General features: G+C 69.6%; 14 protein-coding genes. 11 read left to right on the top strand and 3 right to left on the bottom strand.

Going from position 1 to position 18791, the window contains the following annotated elements:
- The first annotated feature begins 83 nt into the window (after positions 1-83).
- From KF837_27580 to KF837_27550, 7 genes are all read left to right on the top strand, one after another.
- The gene (locus KF837_27580; protein ID MBX3231114.1) at positions 84-545 is read left to right on the top strand and encodes a cytochrome P460 family protein; all 462 of its coding nucleotides are present in this window, start codon (positions 84-86) and stop codon (positions 543-545) included.
- Positions 542-1627: a SprT-like domain-containing protein gene (locus KF837_27575; protein ID MBX3231113.1), complete on the top strand. Its 1086-nt coding sequence runs from the start codon at positions 542-544 to the stop codon at positions 1625-1627. Before KF837_27580 ends, KF837_27575 begins: the two co-directional genes overlap by 4 nt.
- Before the next feature lie 3 nt (positions 1628-1630).
- The gene (locus KF837_27570) at positions 1631-2791 is read left to right on the top strand and encodes a methylated-DNA--[protein]-cysteine S-methyltransferase (GenBank protein MBX3231112.1); all 1161 of its coding nucleotides are present in this window, start codon (positions 1631-1633) and stop codon (positions 2789-2791) included.
- 413 nt (positions 2792-3204) lie between these two features.
- Positions 3205-4770 carry a serine/threonine protein kinase gene (locus KF837_27565; GenBank protein MBX3231111.1) on the top strand — a complete coding sequence of 522 codons (1566 nt, stop codon included), beginning with the start codon at positions 3205-3207 and terminating at the stop codon, positions 4768-4770.
- 11 nt (positions 4771-4781) lie between these two features.
- Positions 4782-6947: a protein kinase gene (locus KF837_27560; GenBank protein MBX3231110.1), complete on the top strand. Its 2166-nt coding sequence runs from the start codon at positions 4782-4784 to the stop codon at positions 6945-6947.
- A gap of 74 nt (positions 6948-7021) precedes the next feature.
- Entirely contained in the window at positions 7022-7969 is a 948-nt protein-coding gene (locus KF837_27555) for a hypothetical protein (GenBank protein MBX3231109.1), read from the top strand.
- A 50-nt stretch (positions 7970-8019) separates the two neighbouring features.
- On the top strand, positions 8020-9504 hold the full coding sequence (locus tag KF837_27550; GenBank protein MBX3231108.1) for an NCS1 family nucleobase:cation symporter-1: 1485 nt from the start codon (positions 8020-8022) through the stop codon (positions 9502-9504).
- Here KF837_27550 and KF837_27545 read toward each other — a convergent pair.
- Positions 9480-10469, bottom strand: coding sequence for a hypothetical protein (locus tag KF837_27545; protein ID MBX3231107.1), 990 nt, complete (start codon positions 10467-10469; stop codon positions 9480-9482). The two genes, KF837_27550 and KF837_27545, sit on opposite strands and share 25 nt — an antisense overlap.
- Positions 10470-10722: 253 nt before the next feature.
- Between KF837_27545 and KF837_27540 the strand changes: the two genes are divergently transcribed.
- Both KF837_27540 and KF837_27535 read left to right on the top strand, forming a co-directional pair.
- The gene (locus KF837_27540; protein ID MBX3231106.1) at positions 10723-12123 is read left to right on the top strand and encodes a peptidylglycine alpha-amidating monooxygenase; all 1401 of its coding nucleotides are present in this window, start codon (positions 10723-10725) and stop codon (positions 12121-12123) included.
- Positions 12124-12249: 126 nt separating this feature from the next.
- Positions 12250-12426 (top strand): hypothetical protein, encoded by a 177-nt coding sequence (locus tag KF837_27535; GenBank protein ID MBX3231105.1) that lies wholly within the window; start codon positions 12250-12252, stop codon positions 12424-12426.
- Positions 12427-12812: 386 nt separating this feature from the next.
- On the opposite strand, the gene KF837_27530 is transcribed toward KF837_27535, so the two are convergent.
- Both KF837_27530 and KF837_27525 read right to left on the bottom strand, forming a co-directional pair.
- Complete coding sequence (locus tag KF837_27530; GenBank protein MBX3231104.1) at positions 12813-13622, bottom strand: carbohydrate ABC transporter permease; 810 nt, start codon at positions 13620-13622, stop codon at positions 12813-12815.
- On the bottom strand, positions 13619-14479 hold the full coding sequence (locus tag KF837_27525) for a sugar ABC transporter permease (protein MBX3231103.1): 861 nt from the start codon (positions 14477-14479) through the stop codon (positions 13619-13621). The genes KF837_27530 and KF837_27525 overlap by 4 nt, the downstream gene beginning before the upstream one ends.
- A 103-nt stretch (positions 14480-14582) precedes the next feature.
- On the opposite strand from KF837_27525, the gene KF837_27520 reads away from it, so the two are divergent.
- A complete protein-coding gene (locus KF837_27520; protein ID MBX3231102.1) occupies positions 14583-16352 on the top strand; it encodes a hypothetical protein in 1770 nt (589 codons plus the stop codon).
- A 37-nt stretch (positions 16353-16389) separates the two neighbouring features.
- Positions 16390-18786: a hypothetical protein gene (locus KF837_27515; GenBank protein MBX3231101.1), complete on the top strand. Its 2397-nt coding sequence runs from the start codon at positions 16390-16392 to the stop codon at positions 18784-18786.
- Positions 18787-18791 lie beyond the last annotated feature (5 nt).

Genomic DNA, 18791 nt, shown 5'->3' with positions numbered 1-18791 from the left:
CGCCGGAGGATAGCGCCGCCGTCGGCGCGGTGGGCGCCGAACCGTATTGAACTGAGGCAGCCGCACGGCGAGACTGTCCGCCGATGTCTCGCCGGTTCGTCGCGATCGCCGCTCTTGCGCTGGGCGGGTGCGGGCAGAACGACGATCCCGCCGGCGCGGACGACCTCTACGCGCGGGTGACGAGCGGCGCCGGGTTCCGGTCGTGGCGGCGGGCGCCGGCGTTCCCCGAGCGGCGGCCGAGCTTCACCTCGCACTCGGACGCGGTCGACGTCTTCGTCGACCCGAACATGAGCGCCGCGCTCGACGGACCCGACATCGTGCGCTCGTGGCCCGCCGGCTCCATCGTCGTGAAGGAGAGCTTCTCGAGCGACACGACCACGCTCATCGCCGCGATGGAGAAGAAGCCCGACGGCTCGTGGTTCTGGGCGGAGTGGGACGCGTCCGGCAAGGTGCTCTTCTCCGGCAAGCCCAAGGTCTGCGTCGAGTGCCACGACAACCGCGCGCGGTACTCGGACTGGGTCTACTCGATCGAGTTTCCCAAATGACCGACCACGCGACCGCGGCCGCGCTCGAGAACGCCCTCCTCCGCGAGATACGTGAGCAATACAAGCTCCTCGCCCTCACCTACTTCAAGGGCGGCCTCGCGATCCCGCAGCTGGAGCTCGTCCCGACCAGACATCGCCTCGGACGCTGGGTGCCCGGCACGCGGACGATCGAGCTCTCGCGCCACCTCGTGATGACCGAGCCGTGGGGCGTCGTCGTCGAGGTGCTCAAGCACGAGATGGCGCACCAGTACGTGTACGAGGTGCTCGGCGAGCGCGAGGAGACCCCGCACGGCCCCCGCTTCCGCGCGGTGTGCGAGCGCCTCGGCATCGACGGCGCCGCGGCGGGGATGCCGAGCGACGCGGCGAGCTCGGCGTCGAAGGCGGAGCACGCGAAGGTCGCCGAGCGCATCGCGCGGCTCCTCGCGCTCGCGGAGAGCCCGAACGTCAACGAGGCGGAGGCCGCGATGGCGGCGGCGCAGAGGCTCCTCCTCAAGCACAACCTCGAGCTGAGGAGCCTCCGCGCGGCGCAGGGCTACGTGTGGAAGCACCTCGGCGCCCCCACCGGCCGCACGACCGAGGCCGAGCGCGTGCTCTCCCTCCTCCTCGGCAAACACTTCTTCGTCGAGGCGATCTGGGTGTCGGTCTACCGCCAAGACGTCGGGAAACGCGGGAGCATCCTCGAAATATGCGGTTCCGAAGACAACGTAGAAATCGCCGAATACGTCCACGGCTACCTGATCGCGACCGCGGAGCGGCTGTGGCGCGAGCACAAGGTCGCCCACGGCGTCCGCGGCGATCGCGACCGGCGCACCTTCCTCGCCGGCGTGATGAGCGGCATGAGCGACAAGCTCGCGCGCGAGGCGAAGAAGAGCGCCGACGCGGGGCTCGTGTGGATCGCGGACGGCGACCTCCAGCGCTGGTTCCGCCAGCGCCACCCGCACGTGCGCCACGTCCGCTACGCGGGGCAGCGCCGGAGCGACGCGTACACGCACGGCAAGGACGCCGGCTCCAAGATCGTGATCCACCGCGGCGTGAAGGAGGGCCCGACCGAGCGCGGCCTCGCGCTGCCGCCACGGAGGTGAAGCATGCCCTGGACGACGTTCGACACCGCGATCGGCACGTGCGCGCTCGCGTGGAGCGACGCCGGCGTCACGTGGCTGCAGCTGCCCGAGGCGACGGCGGAGCTCACGGTGGAGCGGCTGCGGAAGAAAGCGCAAGAATCAGGAGAAAAGACGAAGCCGCCCAAATCGGTAGCGAAGGCGATCGCGGCCGTGCAGCGGCACCTCGCCGGCGAGCCGCAGACGTTCGAGGACGTCCCGCTCGACCTCGGCGCGCTCCCGCCCTTCAACGCGACGGTGTACCGCGCGCTCCAGACGGTGCCGCCGGGCAAGACCGTGACCTACGGCGAGCTCGCCGGCCTCGTCGGCGCCCCGAGCGCGGCGCGCGCGGTCGGCCGCGCGATGGCGACGAACCCGTTCCCGATCCTCGTCGCCTGCCATCGCGTCTTCGCGTCCGGCGGCAAGCCGGGCGGCTTCTCGGCGTACGGCGGCCTCGTGACGAAGGAGAAGATCCTCGCGCTCGAGGGCTGGTCCGACCCGAAGAGCGCGCGGCTCCTGTTCGACGCGCCGGCGCTGCCGTTCGACGCGAAGGCCGCGCTCGCTCACCTCACCTCCGCCGATCCCGTCCTCGGCGCGCACATCGCGTCGATCGACTTCGCGCTCACGCTCGAGCCGAGCGAGGGCACCTTCGACGCCCTCGCGAAGGCGATCGTGTACCAGCAGCTCAACGGTCGCGCCGCCGCGACGATCTTCGGACGCGTCCGCGCGCTCTTCCCGAAGAACAAGCTCGACCCGCGGCGCGTGCTCGCGCTCGACGAGGCCGAGCTCCGAAGGGCCGGGCTCTCCGCGAGCAAGCTCGCCGCGCTCCGGGACCTCGCCACGCGCGCCGAGCGCGGCGAGATCCCCACCCTCGCCGAGCTCGCGAAGATGGAGGACGACGCGATCGTCGAGGTGCTGACCCTAGTCCGCGGTATCGGGCGCTGGACGGTCGAGATGCTGCTGTTGTTCCGCCTCGGCCGGCCCGACGTGTTCCCGATCGGCGACTACGGGATCAAGAAGGGCTACGCGCGCTTGTTCCACCCGAAAAAGCGGCGCGACGAGCTCCCCGACGTCGCCGCGATGGTGCGCCGCGCCGAGCGCTGGAAGCCCTACCGCTCCGTCGCCAGCTGGTACCTCTGGCGCGCCTGAGGTTTCTCAACGTCGGGGGCTTCGCCCCCGACACCCCCACCCCGCGACCACGGCCCTCGCGCTTCGCGCGAGGGTTGCTTCGCAACCGCTGGGGCGGCCGCCCCATGGGGCCGACCGCACGCCATGAGGGGTCCCCTCAGGATCAGAAGCGGCTGCGCAAGCGGGCGCGCAAGCGGGCGGCGGTGGCGGCCGGCAAGCAGGCCCGCAACGCGTGAAAGCGCGAGCGGCCGCGAGCCCTGGGTAGCACGCCGGGGCCCCAGAAGCGGCCGCGCAAGCGGTTGCGAAGCAACCCGAGCGCGCAGCGCGAGGGCCGTGTCTGGGACGGGGTGTCGGGGCGAAGCCCCGACGTTGAAAGCAGGAAATCTTACGCATTGTTGGGCCGGATTTCGGGGTTTCGCGATAGGCTTGCGCGCATGGGGCGGCATCAACGCCGGCAAGGGGAGCCCGAGCTCTTCGAGGGCATGCGCCTGCTCGATCGCTATTCGATCCTCGACCGCGTCGGGTCGGGAGGCATGGCGACGATCTACCGCGCGACCGACGAGCGGCTCGATCGCGTCGTCTGCGTGAAGCTCCTTCGCACCACCCTCGTCGAGGGCTCCGGCTCCACGAGCGGCAGCCGCGCCGTCTACAAAGCGACGTACACGCACTTCCTCCAGGAGGCGCTCGCGCTCTCGAAGCTGCAACACTCGAACACGCTCCGCATCTACGACTTCGGTTACCTGAAGGAAGCGGACGGCGATCAGGGCGCGCCGTTCCACGTCAGCGAGTACCTCGACGGCGGCAACCTCGAGTCGCACGTGCGGCTCCGCGGCGCGCTCCCTTCGCAGGAGTCGATGAGCATCCTCGACGGCATCTGCGGCGCCTGCGCCGAGGCGCACGAGCACGGCATCATCCATCGCGACATCAAGCCGTCGAACATCCTCTTCGCGCGCGTCCGCGGCGACCTCGTCCCGAAGCTCGCCGACTTCGGCATCGCCCACAGCGACGTGAAGACGAACCAGAAAGCGCGCGACGACGGCTTCGGCGAGTCGGTGAGCACCGTCGCGCTCTTCTCGCCGCGCTGGGCCGCGCCCGAGCAGCTCTGCGGCTCGCCGGAGGGCCCGCGCACGGACGTGTACGCGCTCGGCCTCCTCGCCATCTTCATGCTGAGCGGCACCGTGCTCTTCGGCGACGAGGACGTTCGTCTGACCTTCAACGATCGCGTCCGCGGCGACACCCTCGTCAACGCGCGCCTCGCGCAGCTCGGCCTCTCCGGCGAGGTCGCGCGCGTGCTCGGCAAGGCGCTCCTCGCGCGGCCCGAGGACCGCATCGCCGCCGCGCCCGAGTTCGCGCAGCGCATGAAGGACGCGCTGAAGGTGAAGTCCTCGAACAGCGTCGCGCCGATCGCGATCGACATCGTGAAGCGCACCGCCGAGTTCCCGGCGATCGCCTCGACGCCGCTCGCGCCGAAGTCTGCCCCTGCGCCGCAGCCGTCACCGCCGCCGCAGCCGCAGAAGGCCGCGCCGCCACCGCCGCCGTCGAAGCCGGAGACCGATCCGGCGAGCACCGGGAGCACGACGAACGGCCGCCCCGCGGTGCCGGTCCCGCACACCGAACGACGGCTTCGCTACGTGCAGGTGCACGAGAAGCTCGACGTCTCGTTCGCCGATGCGGCAGGCGAGCAGGTGCGGTTCCGCGTCACGATGCTCCCGGGAGCGAACGTCTCGCTCAACGTGAAGGGCCTCTCGTGTTTCGTCGCGAAGCACGGGAAGCACCCGACGCCCGCCCTCACGGCGGCGCAAGACATGACCGTCGACATGGTGTCGACCGGTCGCCAAGTGCTCGGCGAAGTAAGCCTCTACTTCGGTCAGAGCACGCCCCAGGGCCGCCTCTTTGTCGTGGACGGGAAGCAGCTTCTGGTAACCTACGCCGAGGCGCAACAGGTGGTCGTCGTCGCTCCAAACCGTGGCGACGACATCCTCGTGATGTGCCGGAGCTGAGCGGAAAACACGTGACCCAACGGGATGCGCCGCCCCTTCCTCCGGGGCTCGAAGACGAGGACGAGGAGAAGACGACGGTCGGCGCCGCTCCTTCGGAGCAGCACGCGTCGGCTCCCATGCCCGTCCCGTCGAAGCTGACCCCGCCGCAGCGCGTCCACTTCGGCAAGAACAACACGCCGACCGCGTTCAATCCTCAAGGCGCGCAGCCGCCGACGGTGCAGGTCGCGCAGCAGCCCGATCGCTCCTCGCAGCGTCACGTCGTCGAGCCGCCGAAGTCGCAGCAGGTCCCGCGTCCGCCGAACCTCGGTCACACGCCGAACGCGCCGTCGGTCGAGCGCGGCTCGTCGGGCCCGCAGCCGCTCACGGCGCCCGCCGCCCCGAGCGGCCATCACCCCTACGCGCAGCAGCAGCCGCATCATCAGCCGGCGCCGATGTACCAGCAGCATCCGCCGCAGCAGCAGCACCCGTCGCAGCGTGACATGCCGGCGGCGCAGCAGCAGCACCCGTCGCAGCAGATGCAGGCGGTGCACCCGTCGCAGCGCGATCTCCAGGCCGCGCCGCAGATGCAGCAGCAGCAGGTCCCGCAGAGCGGACAGTTCCCCGGCGCGCCGCAGAGCAACCCCGCGCTCGGCGCCGCGCAGCCCGCCCCCGGAGGCCAGATCGGCTTCCGCCCCGATCAGGCGCCGGGCGAGATGCGCGCGTCGCCGTTCACGGTGCAGCGCTCGCGCGCGTACTCGTTCGTCGTCGACGCGCGCGGCATGCCGGTGGAGCTCGGCTCGGGACGCTTCGCGAAGGTCTACCTCGGCGAAGAGCGCTGGCTCGAGTCGAAGACGGACTTCCGCCGCGCGGTCGTCATCAAGATGCTCCAGAAGGGCGTCAGCGAAGAAGACCACATGCGCTTCCAGATGGAGATGGAGCTCCTCGAGCGCGTGCAGGGCAACCCGAACATCGTCGAGCTCTTCGCGTCGGGCGAGGGCGAGGACATCAACATCCTCCCGCCGTCGATCCGCGACAAGTGCGAGACCGAGTTCATGATCCTCGAGAAGCTCGACATGAGCCTCGAGGAGCGCCTGAAGGGCTCCCGCAACCGCGGCGCGAAGGAGGACCTCCTCGCGTCCGACATGCGCGAGCGCCTCTTCCGCGTGCTCGACTACATGATCCCGATCGCGAGCGCGGTCGAGTACGCCCACCTCGTCCGCAACATCTGCCACCGCGACATCAAGCCCGCGAACGTCCTCGTCGGGATCCCCGATCCGAACCTCCGCGGCTCGACGCTGCAAGTGCGCCTCGCCGACTTCAACGTCGCGAAGCTCTCGGACGAGGAGATCTCGTTCGGCATGACGCAGATGAAGGCGTCGGTCCCCGGCACGCTCTTCTTCCAGTCGCCGGAGCAGGAGACGAACGTCCTCGAGCTCCTCGTCAACGTCACGCAGGGCGTGCCCGAGGTCGAGTACTTCGAGGACTTCTATATCCAGATCTCGAAGAACGACACCTTCTCGCTCTTCAACCGCGGCGAGAGCTACCCGATCCTCTACGCCGATCGCGCGCGCAAGCGCCTCGTCCTCGCGCGTCCCTACCGCGAGACGGGCGAGACCAACGTGCGCGCGCGCATCCAGAAGTCGGTCGGCCGGCCCGCCGACATCTACTCGCTCGGCGCCACCTTCTACTATTTGATCAGCGGCGCGTACGCGAACCCGAAGACGCTCTACGACGCGTTCCACAAGTTCATCGAGTACGAGCGCGCCGACGAGAACAACACGATCGAGTCGTACCTCCGTCACGAGTACGGCGTCATCAACTCGCTCCGCGCGCCGAAGACGCAGGACGGACAGCCCGAGGTCGCGCCGGCGGATCGCTTCTTCTCGTACAAGCACTACCTCGACGGCAACGGCGAGCTCATCGATCCGAACGTCATGCTGATCATCGCCAAATGCATGATCCGCAACAAGCCGGACTCGTATTGCCAGGCCCACGACCTCGACACGCGCGGCGTCTCGGACCTCGTGACGGACCTGATCAACCTGTACTCGCTCTACGGCTTCTCCCCCGGTGCGCGCCCCACCCACCTCGTCCACCGCACCACCGCGCGGAAGGCGAACCTGAAGATGGGCGGCGCCTTCGGGAAGCTCTGGGCGTCGATCATGCGGATCTTCACGGGCAAGAAGAAGACCCCGTAGCGAGGTTGGAACAAAACCTCGGGGTCACTCGTCCGTTGAAGACGGTCGTGACTCCGACTGCTCCAATGATCTCGATGTCCGACTCCGAGGCCCGCCGCGACGCGAACGCGCTCGAGGCGTTCACGAAGCGCAGGAGCACGCCGCGAACGACGTTCGCCCTCGTCCTCGTGTCGATCGCGGAGGCCTCCCTCTCGATGGCGCTCGACGACGTCGAGCGTTACAGCACCGCCGCGTTCATGGTCGGCATCGCGCTCGCGGCCGCCCTCGCCTTCGGGGTGGGGCGCGCGGTCGACGTGGTGAAGGACGCGACCTGGCGCGCGGCGACGGCGCTGCTCCTCCCCGGCGCGTGCGGCGCGCTCATCGGCATGCTGGTGCAGGCGATCGTCCTCGCCGAGGTCGGCAGCGACTGGAACCGGGCGGTGAAGGACCTCGGCGGCCTCGTCGACACGACCGAGCCGGTCGGGTGGATCGCGGCCGGCGTCGTGCTCGGCGGCCTCCCCGCCGTCGTCGTCTCGGTGTTCCTCTTCCTCGCCGCGCGCGCGCTGACGCGCGTCGCCGGCCACGACGCGTCGGAGAGCTTCGGCGTCGGCTTCGTCGGCGTCTCCGGGCTCATCTCCGCGTTCGGTCTCCTCCTCGTGCGGGGGCTCGCGCAAGGCCCGCTCTTCCTCGTCACGGTCGCCTCGGCCGTCACCGTGCTCGTCGCCGTCGTCATCGACGGGTCGCGCATCGCGTTCCTCCGCCGCGTCTACGCGAAGAACGGAGAGGGCTTCGACATCGTGCCCGCCGACCGCTTCGCCGCCGATCCGAACCTCGCGCCGATGGTCGCGGCGGCCGGCTCGAGCTCCGTGCTCGTCCGCGTCCACCGCGGCGACTACCGCGCGAGCGCGCTCGAGCCCGTCGCGCTCGTCGCGGACACCGAGCAGGAGACGCTCCGTCCCCTCCTCCGCCGCCGCGCGGCCGGCGCCGCGCTCCTCGCCGCCACCGCCGCGCTCGCCGGCCTCGCCGTCCTCGTCCACGCCTAGATACGTACGCTCTACCGCTGACGGCGCGGAGTGGTGTATCCGTCGACACGATGGATGCCGAGCAAGTCGAGCTCCCGGACGGTCGCATCGAGCTCTCGCCCGACGTCGTCCTCGACGACCGCGCGCTCTACAACGAGGACCTCGCGCCGACGCCGATGTCGAAGCGCACGTGGTCGACGTACACGTACGCGGCGCTCTGGATCTCGATGGCGCACTGCATCCCGACGTACATGCTCGCCGCGAGCCTCATCCAGAACGGCATGTCCTGGAAGCAGGCGATCGTGACGATCCTCATCGGCAACACGATCGTCCTCGCGCCGATCCTCGCGAACTCGCACCCCGGCACGAAGTACGGCATCCCCTTCCCCGTCTTCGCGCGCTCGGCCTACGGCGTCTTCGGCGCGAACGTGCCCGCGGTCATGCGCGCGATCGTCGGCTGCGGGTGGTTCGGCATCAACGCGTGGATCGGCGGGCAGGCGCTGCAGACGTTCTTCCGCTCGCTCTGGCCCGGCTGGCACACGATGCTCGGCGGCGCGGCCGACAACTGGCTGATGAAGGGTCACACCGGGACGGAGTGGATCAGCTTCCTCCTCTTCTGGGGCCTCAACATCCTCATCGTGTACCGCGGGATGGACCTCGTGCGGAAGGTCGAGAACCTCGCCGCGCCGTACGTGCTCGTCATGACCGCCGCGCTCGTCTGGTGGGCGGTCGACAAGGGCAACGGCCTCGGCGCGATCATGAAGGACGAGGGCAAGTTCAAGTCGTTCGGCGAGTTCTGGCCCGTCTTCGTCCCGAGCGTCACCGCGATGGTCGGCTTCTGGTCGACGCTCTCGCTCAACATGCCCGACTTCACGCGCTTCGGCCGCTCGCAGAAGGAGCAGGCGATCGGCCAGGTCGTCGCGCTCCCCACGACGATGACCGTCTTCGCGATGATGGGGATCGTGATCACGAGCGCGTCGGCCGTGATCTACGGGGAGGCGATCTGGGATCCGATCATCCTCGTCGGCAAGTTCGAGAACCGGCTCGTCGTCGCGATCTCGATGTTCACCGTCGTCATCGCGACGCTCGGCGTGAACATCGCCGCGAACGTGGTCTCACCCGCGAACGACTTCGCGAACCTCAAGCCGGGCGCGATCAGCTTCAAGACCGGCGGCCTCATCACCGGCATCATCGGCATCGTCATGTTGCCGTGGAAGCTCATCGACGATCCGCACGGCTACATCTTCAAGTGGCTCCTCGGCTACTCGGGCGGCCTCGGCGCGATCGCGGGCGTGCTCATCGCCGACTACTACGTCGTCCGCAAGAAGGAGCTGAAGCTCGCCGACCTGTACCGCGCGCGCGGCATCTACGCCGGGACGAACCGGGCCGGCATCGTCGCGACCGCGATCGGCTGCGCGCTCGCGTGGATCGGGCTCGTCGTGAAGCCGCTCGCGATCCTCTACGACTACGCGTGGTTCGTCGGCGCGGGCGCGGCGGCGCTCGCGTACTGGGCGATGATGCGGCGCGCCCCTCAGCGCGAGGCGGCGCGGAGCTGAGCCTCGGCGAGCTCGTCGGAGATCTTCTTCTTCTCCGCGGCGGAGAGCTTGTCGCCGCTCTTCTCGCCCTTGTCGCTCTTGGGCTTCGAGTCGGAGAGGCTCAGCGTGCTCGCCGGCTTCGGCGTGGGGCGCGGCGCGGCGTGCTTCACCGGCGCGGCGGCGGGCTTCGCGGCGGCGGCGGGCTTGATCGCGACGCCCTGATCGTCGCCGAACGTGACGACCTTCGCGTCGGCCGCGGGAGCGGCGGGCGCGGGCGCGGCGGGCGCGGCCACCACGACGACGGGCGGCGGCGGGAACGGCTCCGCGGCGGCGACGGGCGCGGGCGCGACGACGGACTGAACGCGCATCGAGCCGGCGACGAGGAGGAGCACCGCGGCGACCGCGGCGGCGATCCAGCCGGCGCGCGAGGGGCGGTCCTGGATGAAGGCGATGCTGTCGCGGGCGGCGCGACCCGCGAGCGCGATCGGGGGGAACGAGGAGCTCGCCTTGCGCTCGCGGACGTTCGCGAAGTGCGCGGGGCCGACGAACGAAGCGACCGGCTCGAACGTGGAGCCCGCGTCGCGCGGCTCCACGCGCGGGTTGCGCGGCGGCGCCGCCGCGAACGCGAAGTGCGCAGGCGCGGCCGACGACGGCGTGTAGCTCGGCATCGACGGCATGCGCGAGGTCCTGACCGCGGCCGGGATCGGCCTCGGCACGTGCTTCTCGAGGCCGAAGGGCTGGGTGACGCGGTTGTCTTCGGGCTCGCTCGGCGGCGGCGGCGGGACGTACGCGGCGGCGGAGCGCGTCTTCCGCTTCGGCGGCATCAGCTTGCGCGCGAGGCCACGCGGCGCGGCGATCGTCTGATCGTCGGACCCGTCGATGTCGAGGAGGTCCTCGGCGAAGAGCTCGATGCTCTCGTCGATCTCCAGCACGGGATCGCCCGGATCGGCGAGGGGCAGTCTCTTGAGCGGCGACGTCGGAATCACGATGACCCTTATGGTGTGAAGGCGATGAGGTGGTTTGTCCAGGGATGCACACCTACATTTCGTGAATAGTTAGGCACCTTTCGCAAAAATCCGCTCCGACTGATCGCGTCCTGAAATCCGGGAGCTGTAAAGGATCCGAGACAGTGGAACACCCCGGCGATCCGGGGCGGCGCGCCGCTTCTCCTTAAAGCAGGGGTTTTCAGAAACGAGCGGCGCCTCGGAGGCTGGCCCCGGCCGTGCAGTAGGGGTGGGCATGAAGCTCTCGACGCTCGGTCTGGCTCTCTCGATGACGGTGGCGGCGGCGATCGCGTCGATCGCGTGCACGGCGCCCGTCGAGCTGGACGGCGGCTCCGAGAAGCGGTCGACCAAGGCCGGCGGCGACGACGACGACGACTCGAGCGGCACGAAGACGGGCGACGACGGCACGAAGGTGGTCACGACCAAGACCGGTATTCCTTGCGACGTCGACGCGATCCTCAAGAAGAACTGCCAGACCTGCCACGGCGAGGAGCCGGTCTCGGGCGCGAACACGTCGCTCGTGACCTGGGACGACATGATGAAGGCGGGCCCGGGCGCGCAGTCGGACAAGAAGGTGTGGGAGCTCGTGAAGGCGCGCATCCACGACGACGCGCGCCCGATGCCGGCCGCGCCCGCGGAGCGCATCCAGGGCAAGGACCTCGAGGTGATGGAGAAGTGGTTCGCGGACGGCGCGACGTCGTCGGAGGCGACCTGCACGGCGGAGGCGCCGGCCGACGCGGTGAAGCCGCTCGGCTGCAAGGTCGACACGGTCCTCAAGGCGTCGGAGAAGTTCACGATGCCGCCGAACGCGGCCCTCGACTCGTACATGTGCTTCGGCGTCGACGTGAACGTCCCGAAGAAGCGGCACGTCATCGGCCTCGCGCCGAACGTCGACAACAAGCGGATCGTGCATCACATCCTCCTCTTCCAGACGGAGAAGGCGGAGGCGTCGAAGCCGTTCGAGTGCGACGCGTTCGGCTCGGCGGCGTGGAAGCTCGTCGCGGGCTGGGCGCCGGGCGGCAACAACCTCGAGCTCCCCCCGGAGGCGGGCTTCCCGCAGAACGCGGGCACGACGCACTGGGTCCTCCAGATCCACTACAACAACGCGACGAACGCGAGCGGCCAGCAGGACAACAGCGGCTACTCGCTCTGCACGACGGACGAGCTCCGCCCGAACGACGCCGGCGTCCTCGCCTTCGGCTCGACGAAGATCGATCTCCCGCCGCGCTCGGAGACGACGATCAAGTGCGACTACACGCTCAACGACAAGTTCAACGGCGTGAAGATGTTCAACGCCTCCCCCCACATGCACACGCGCGGCCTCGCGATGTCGACCGAGCGCCTCGCCGGCGGCAACGGCGCGCCGCAGCCGGTCTTCGAGCAGAAGAACTTCTCGTTCGAGGCGCAGTCGAACTACCCGATCGACGTCTCGGTCCAGAAGGGCGACGTGATGCGGACGCGCTGCAAGTACAAGAACCCGGGCGACACGAAGATCGGCTTCGGCGAAGGCACCAACGACGAGATGTGCTTCAACTTCATCGGCTACTACCCCGCCATCCCCGACCGCACACCCCTCGGCCTCCCGCTCTTCACGTGGGTCACCCCCTCCGCGATGGCGAAGTGCTCCACGGAATGACTCCCCTCCCGCAGTAACCCCGACCCCCAACAACACCCACGAAGCGGCGGCAGGCAGAGAGTGCCTCACCGCCGCTTCGGCTCTTCGCGCGTTGGCGTGCGGCCGAAGGCGCGCTAGGTTGTCGTCATGGCGCGCCCGATCGAGCCCACGCCCGTGCTCGAAGGGGAGGATGCGGAGCGGCTCCTCCGCGACCTCGAGCGCACATGCACGCCCGAGGAAGCGAAGCGGCGTGTCCAGAAGGCCCGCGAGCTCCTCGCCAAGGTGATGATCCCGGCCGCGGATGACAACGTCGCCGCGGAGTAACGTCACTTCCGAGGACCTGAAGGTTCGCGGCCTCACCACCGCGGACGCACCGCTGGTCGCGACCTTCACGTGCGCGGAGGCCGACCTCGACGACTTCCTCCGCTCCGACGCGCTCCGCCTACAGGCTCACCGGGTGGCGCGAACGTACCTCGCCTTCCACGATGAGACGCTCGTTGGCTACATGACATTGCTTAGCCGATGCCATCGTCCTCGAGACGAAGGAGCGGAAGCGCCTCGCGCTGAGCGCCCATGACCACCCTGCCGTCGCGGCTCTGAAGAGGCTCGGCTTCGTCCGAAACCGCGCCAAGCCGTACCAAGGACGCGAGCACCCGAGCATGCGCCTCGACATCTTCCCGCCCGAAGCCCCTTCGTGGACGCGGTAGCTATCACGCGCGTGCGGCGACGCCGCGGATGAGGTGCTTTTGTGCCAGCGCGAAGAGGGCCAGCACTGGGAGGGACAGGAGCACGTTGCCCGCCATCACGACGTGCCAGCGCACGCCGCTGCCGGGCTCCTTCAAGAGCGCGACGCCGAGCGGGAGGGTCCGGACCGTGTCGTCCGTCGTCATCACGAGCGGCCAGAAGTAGTCCGAGTAGTGGTAGACGAAGCTCACGAGGAAGATCGAGACGAGCGTGGGGCGGAGGAGCGGGGCCAGGATCCGGTAGATGATCGTGAGCTCCGACGCGCCGTCGAGCCGCGCCGCCTCGATGATCTCGTCCGGCACCGAGAGCAGCGCCTGCCGCACGAGGAAGGTGCCGAGCGCGCTCGCCGCGAACGGCACCACGAGCGCGGTGAACGTGTTCGTGAGCGACACCTGCGCGAACATCAAGAACACCGACACGAACGTGACCTGCGGCGGCACGAGCAGGCACGCCACCACGACGCCGAAGGCCGCCTTCTTCCCGACGAACCGCAGCTTCGCGAGCGCGTAGCCGGCCGGGAGCGCGAGCGCGATCTGGAGGAGCCCGATCGCGATCGCGACCGCGAGCGAGACCGCGAGGTGGCGGCCGACCGACACCTGCGCGAACACCTCGCGGTAGGCGTCGAGCTGCGGACGCTTCGGGAAAGGCGCGGTCGGGTCCTCCGCGATCTCCTCGAGCGGCTTCAGCGACGTCACGACCATCCACGCGTACGGCAGCACCCACGCCGCCGCCGCGACGAGCGCGAGCACGCCGGCCCAGCTCACGGAGCGCTTCATGCCGACCGCGACCTCCACGCGCGGAGCTGCAGCGTCGCGAGCAAACAGAGCACGCCGAAGTACACGATCGCGAGCGCGCTCGCCTTCCCCACGCTCAGGTTCATGAAGATCTGCTCGTAGACCGCGTACACGAAGAGCGTCGTCGCGCGCGCGGGGCCGCCGCCGGTCATGATCCGGACGACGTCGAACGCCTGGAAGCTCACGATCAGGCTCGTCGTCGCGACGAACGCGGCGGTGGGACGGAGGAGCGGCCACGTCACCCAGCGGAAGCGCTGGAGCGCGTTCGCGCCGTCGAGCGCCGCCGCTTCGTGGAGCGACCGCGGCACCGCGCGCAGCCCCGCGAGGAACACGATCATCGCGTAGCCGGTGATCTTCCAGATCGTCACCCCCGCGAGGGTCGGCAGCGCGGCGTCGGGATCGGCGAGGAACTTGATGCGGAGGTGGAAGAGCCGCACGAGCGCCCCAAGGACGCCGCGATCGGGATCGAGCAAGAGCACCCAGAGCAGCGCGACCGCGACCCACGACACGACGTAGGCGCTGAAGATCGACCCGCGCACGAAGGCATAGAAGCCGCCGGGGCGATCGAGGAGGAGCGCGAGCGCGAGGCCGAGCGACATCGAGCCCGTGACGACGAGCACGCTGAAGAACAGCGACCGCCCGAGGATGCGCCACAGCTCGCCGCCCTCGAGCAGCGCCGCGTAGTTGTCGCCGCCGACCCAGACCGGCGGCGTGAGCATGTCCCACGCGAACAGGCTCTGGTAGCCCGCGAGCCCGAGCGGCACGAACACGAACACGAGCCACACCGCGAGCGACGGCCCGAGCATCAGCCACGGATGCGATCGCGCGCGCGGCGTCATCGACGCGCGACTCTAGGTGCTGGCCGGCGTGGAACAAAGCGGGTAAACACGGCAGCGATTCACAGTGCGCTCGTCCCCGGGCGCGCGCCCCTCGAGCGGAACGATGCGTCCCTCCGAACAGCGCCTCCAGCCCACGTGGCTCCGGCTCGTGGCCGTCACGCTCCTCGGCCTCTTCATCACGCTCGTGGTGTGGTGGCCGATGTTCAAGAACTACCCGAAGACGCCGATCGAGGACGGGCACGCGTTCCTCTTCATGATCGAGGCCGCCAAGTCGTCGGTGCGCCTCTACCGCGAGGCGCCGCTGTGGAACCCCTTCGACTGCCACGGGCAGCCGCTCTGGGACCACCCCGAGAACATCACGGGGTCGCCGATCTTCCTGCTCACGCTGCCGTTCAGCGCGGGCGTCACCGTCATCGTGTGGTCCGTCGCCCACGTCGTCACCGGCTTCGTCGGCATGTGGCTGCTCTGCCGCGACGACTTCAAGCTCTCGCGCGCGGCCACGTTCGTCGCCGCGACGGCGTGGTCGTTCGGCGCCGTGCACAACCAGTACGCCGGCGAGCACATGGCGTTCTTCTCCTTCTACCACGCGCCGCTCATCCTCTTCGCGTGGCGCAAGGCGGAGACGTCGTGGGACTGGGCGGTGGGCACCGGGCTCCTGCTCGCGCTCATGGTCTACGACGGCGCGACCTACCCGTTGCCGCTCACGGTCGTGTTCCTCGGCGTCGAGACGCTGACGCGCCTCACGAGCGTGCCGCGCGCGCTCCGCATCGCCGGCGCGGCGGGCGCGGTGGGGCTCGTCGCGTTCACCGTGGCCGCGAGCCGGCTCCTCCCGCTCCAGCAGCAGTTCGCGGCGCACGACCGCGTGATGGAGGACGACTGGGATCACCTCGCGCGCGCGAAGACGTGGGGCGACATGTACCTGCTCCGCACCCCGAGCTGGCGCGCGCGCGTCGAGGGGCAGCAGTACGTGTTCGGCGAGTACCAGGCGTACATCGGCTGGATCGGCCTCGCCGTCTTCGCGATCGGCTTCGCGTGCGCGGCGGGCGAGGCGTGGTCGCTCACCGTGGTCATGGTCGCGCTCGTGGTCCTGATGCTCGGGCACTTCGCGACGTGGGCGCCGTGGACGGTCCTCCACGCGCACGTGCCGCCGTTCAAGTCGATGCGCGTACCGGCGCGCTTCCGCCTCCTCCTCGCGCTGCCGATCGCCGCGTTCATGGCCTACGCGGTCGACCGCTTTCCGCGCGCGATCTCTCGCCTCGGCAAGCCGTCGTACGCCCGCGCGGCGCGCGTCGCGCTCTTCGGCATGGGCGTCTTCGCGGCGGGCGACAGCGCGGGGCTCTTCACGCAGATCCTCGAGTTTCGTTTCCTCGACGCCGCGCCGGTCGCGGTCGTGCCGTCGCCCCGCTTCCACTACGGCGGCCCCGACTTGAGCCCGGACTACGCGAACCAGCCGCGCCAGAACCACGCGTGGCTCGGCTGCCGCCTGACGTGGGCCTACAACGCGTCGGCCCCGGTGTGGTCCGGCGACGTCCCGCAGGCGCGCGCGAAGGACGGCGGCGCCGTCGTCGAGGCCGTGCACCGAACGCACAACACGTTCACGCTCGACGTCGAGGTGAGCCGGCCGAGCCGCGTGCTCCTCAACAGCGGCTTCGACCTCGGCTGGCGCACCGACGTCGGACAGGTCGTCTCGACGAACGACAACCTCCTCGCGCTCGACCTGCCGCCCGGACATCACCACGTGAAGATGAAGTACTGGCCCCGGAGGTTCACCGCCGGCATCTGGCTCTCCGTCGTCGGGATCGCGCTCTCGCTCGCCTTCCTCTTGCGGCGCGACCTCGCCGACCTCGTCCGAAAACCGCCCGCCAAGGTCTGAGTTGCTCGCTCGTCGCGAGCTGTACTAGAACGCGTGTGTGATCGCCAAGACGCGGCGATGGATCGACGGGCTCGTCGAGCTCCTGGTGCTGCGCCTCGTCGCGTGGTTCTACCTCGTCGTCACGACCTATCCGGGCGTCCTCCAGAACCCGCACAAGCTCGCCAACTGGTTCGACGATCACACGCTCTACGCGTTCGACGAGGCGGACCGGATCACGCTCCTGAAGTACGGGCAGCTCCCGGCGTGGAACCCGTACTGGTGCGGTGGATGCACCGGCATCGCCGAGCCGGAGGACTCGTTCTACAGCCCCGACTTCCTGCTCCGTTTGATCTTCGGATCGGAGCACGGGCGGCGGCTCGCGATCATCCTCTTCATGGTCGCCGGCTTCGAGGGGATGTACCGCCTCTGCCGCCGCTTCGACTCGACCCCGATCGCCTCCGCGCTCGGCGCAGTCGCGTTCATGACGTGCGACCGCTTCGTGTCCTTCATCCACGACGGCTGGGTCCACTTCATGAGCTTCGGGCTCGCGTCGTGGGTGCTCCTCGCGCTCCTCAACGGCGTCACCTCGGTCGGGTGGCGACTCTGGGGCGGCTTCTTCCTCGCGTGGCTCGTCCTCGCGCCCGGCACCTACCCCGCGCCGTACACCGCCGTCGCCTTCGGGTACCTGTTCGTCTGCCTATGCGCGCATCGGTTCTTCACTGGAGCACCGGCGCCGTTCAAAGGGCCGCTCCTCTCCGCGCTCACGATCGGAGGCGTCGCCTTCTTGCTCGCGGCGTGCAAGCTGATCCCGACGACGCTGTACATGCGTCAGTTCCCGCGCGTGTTCACGCCGACGGAGACGCACACCATCGTCGAGATGATCACGCCGTTCTTGATCCGGTACGGCATGCTGTTCTTCCTCGGGATCGTCGCCGTCGTCGCGGCCGACCTCGGGGGCGGCATCGCGCTCGGCGGCGCGCTCCTCTTCCTCCTTTTGTCGCTCGGCAACACCGGACCGTGGGCGCCGTTCAACCTGATGAAGAAGCTGCCGATGCTCTCGGCGCTGCGCTACCCGGACCGCTTCCACGTGATGGTCCTCTTCTTCATCTCGCTCGGAGCGAGCCGAGGCCTCTCGACGCTGGAGGACGCGTTCGCGCGCGCGATCGCGGCCGGCCATCGCTGGCTCCGGCGGCTCCCGCTGCGCGCCCTCGTCGCGCGCGTGACGAAGCGCGACATCGAGAAGCTCGACACGTGGATCCCGCCGAAGGTGCCGGTGGAGATGCTCTGGGCCGCCGTCCTCGTCGGCGCGATCTTCTCGTGGCGCATCACCTCCCCGCTGATCGAGGAGCTCGCCGCGCCGCAGCGCGCGCCGTCGATGCAGCTGTACGTCGAAGAGGCGCCGCGCAACTTCGAGCAGGAGTTCAAGCAGTCGCGCGGCAACCGCCGCGACTCGCACATCTTCCCGCACGTCAACATGGGGAGCATCAACTGCGTCGCCGGCATCCCGGTGCCCGAGTCGACGCGCCTCCGCGGCGATCTCCCGCAAGAGGAGTACCCCGCCGATCCGAACGTCGCGACCGTGAAGCGGATCTCGTGGTCGCCGAACGCGATCGTCCTCGACGTCGACGCGAAGGCCGCGACCACGATCCTCGTCAACCAGAACTGGGCGCCGGAGTGGCGCTCGAACGTCGGCACGGTGCGGAGCGAAGAGCTCCTCCTCGCCGTCGACGTCCCCGCCGGCAAGCACACGCTGCGCCTGAACTACACGAGCTGGGTCGTCTACCTCTCGGCGCTCCTCTCCCTCGTCACGCTCCTCGCCCTCCTCTGGTACGGCGGCCGGCACGTGGTCCGAGCGGCGAAGCGCGAGCGGGTCCGGTTCGAGACGCTTCCGCTCTGGCCGGTCGAGCGCGACGAGGAGGGGCCTCCCGAAGAGCCGCCTCCCGACATGAGCCCGACCACGAAGAAGGCGGTCGGGTGGCTCGCGCTCCTCGACTTCCGGCGGCTGCCGAGCACGAAGGCGGGCTGGGTCATCCGCGGGCTCGTCACCGTGCTCGTGGTGCTCTTCTTGTGGCGCCGCGTCGTGCGCGAGGTAAAGCCGATGGTGAGCGCGCGTCCGCCGACGCCGATCCCGAGCGAGGAGGTCGACGACTATCGCTTCCGGATGCCGGAGCGCACGCGGCGCGAGATCTTCACGGAGCTCGCGACGGCGGAGATCGCCGAGCGCCAGCGCGCGATCGCGGCGAACACGTGGAACGGGCACCAGTGGTCGCGCGAAGACGATCGCGGCCACTACGAGCGCGTCGCGGTCCGCGCCGCCGCGGCGAAGCACAAGGTGTCGATCACGCAGGTGTACCTCGTGCTCGACGAGGGGATCCGGAACCACTGGCCCGCGCCCGACGGCAAGCCGCTGCCGGCGACGAGCCCGCCGCTCGACCTCCGCAAGAACTCCTGGTGACCTCC

It is taken from the genome of Labilithrix sp., from assembly GCA_019637155.1.
Lineage (GTDB): Bacteria > Myxococcota_A > Polyangia > Polyangiales > Polyangiaceae > Labilithrix.
Note: the sequence above shows the minus strand (reverse complement) of the source record. Positions and strands in the feature narration are given on the sequence as shown.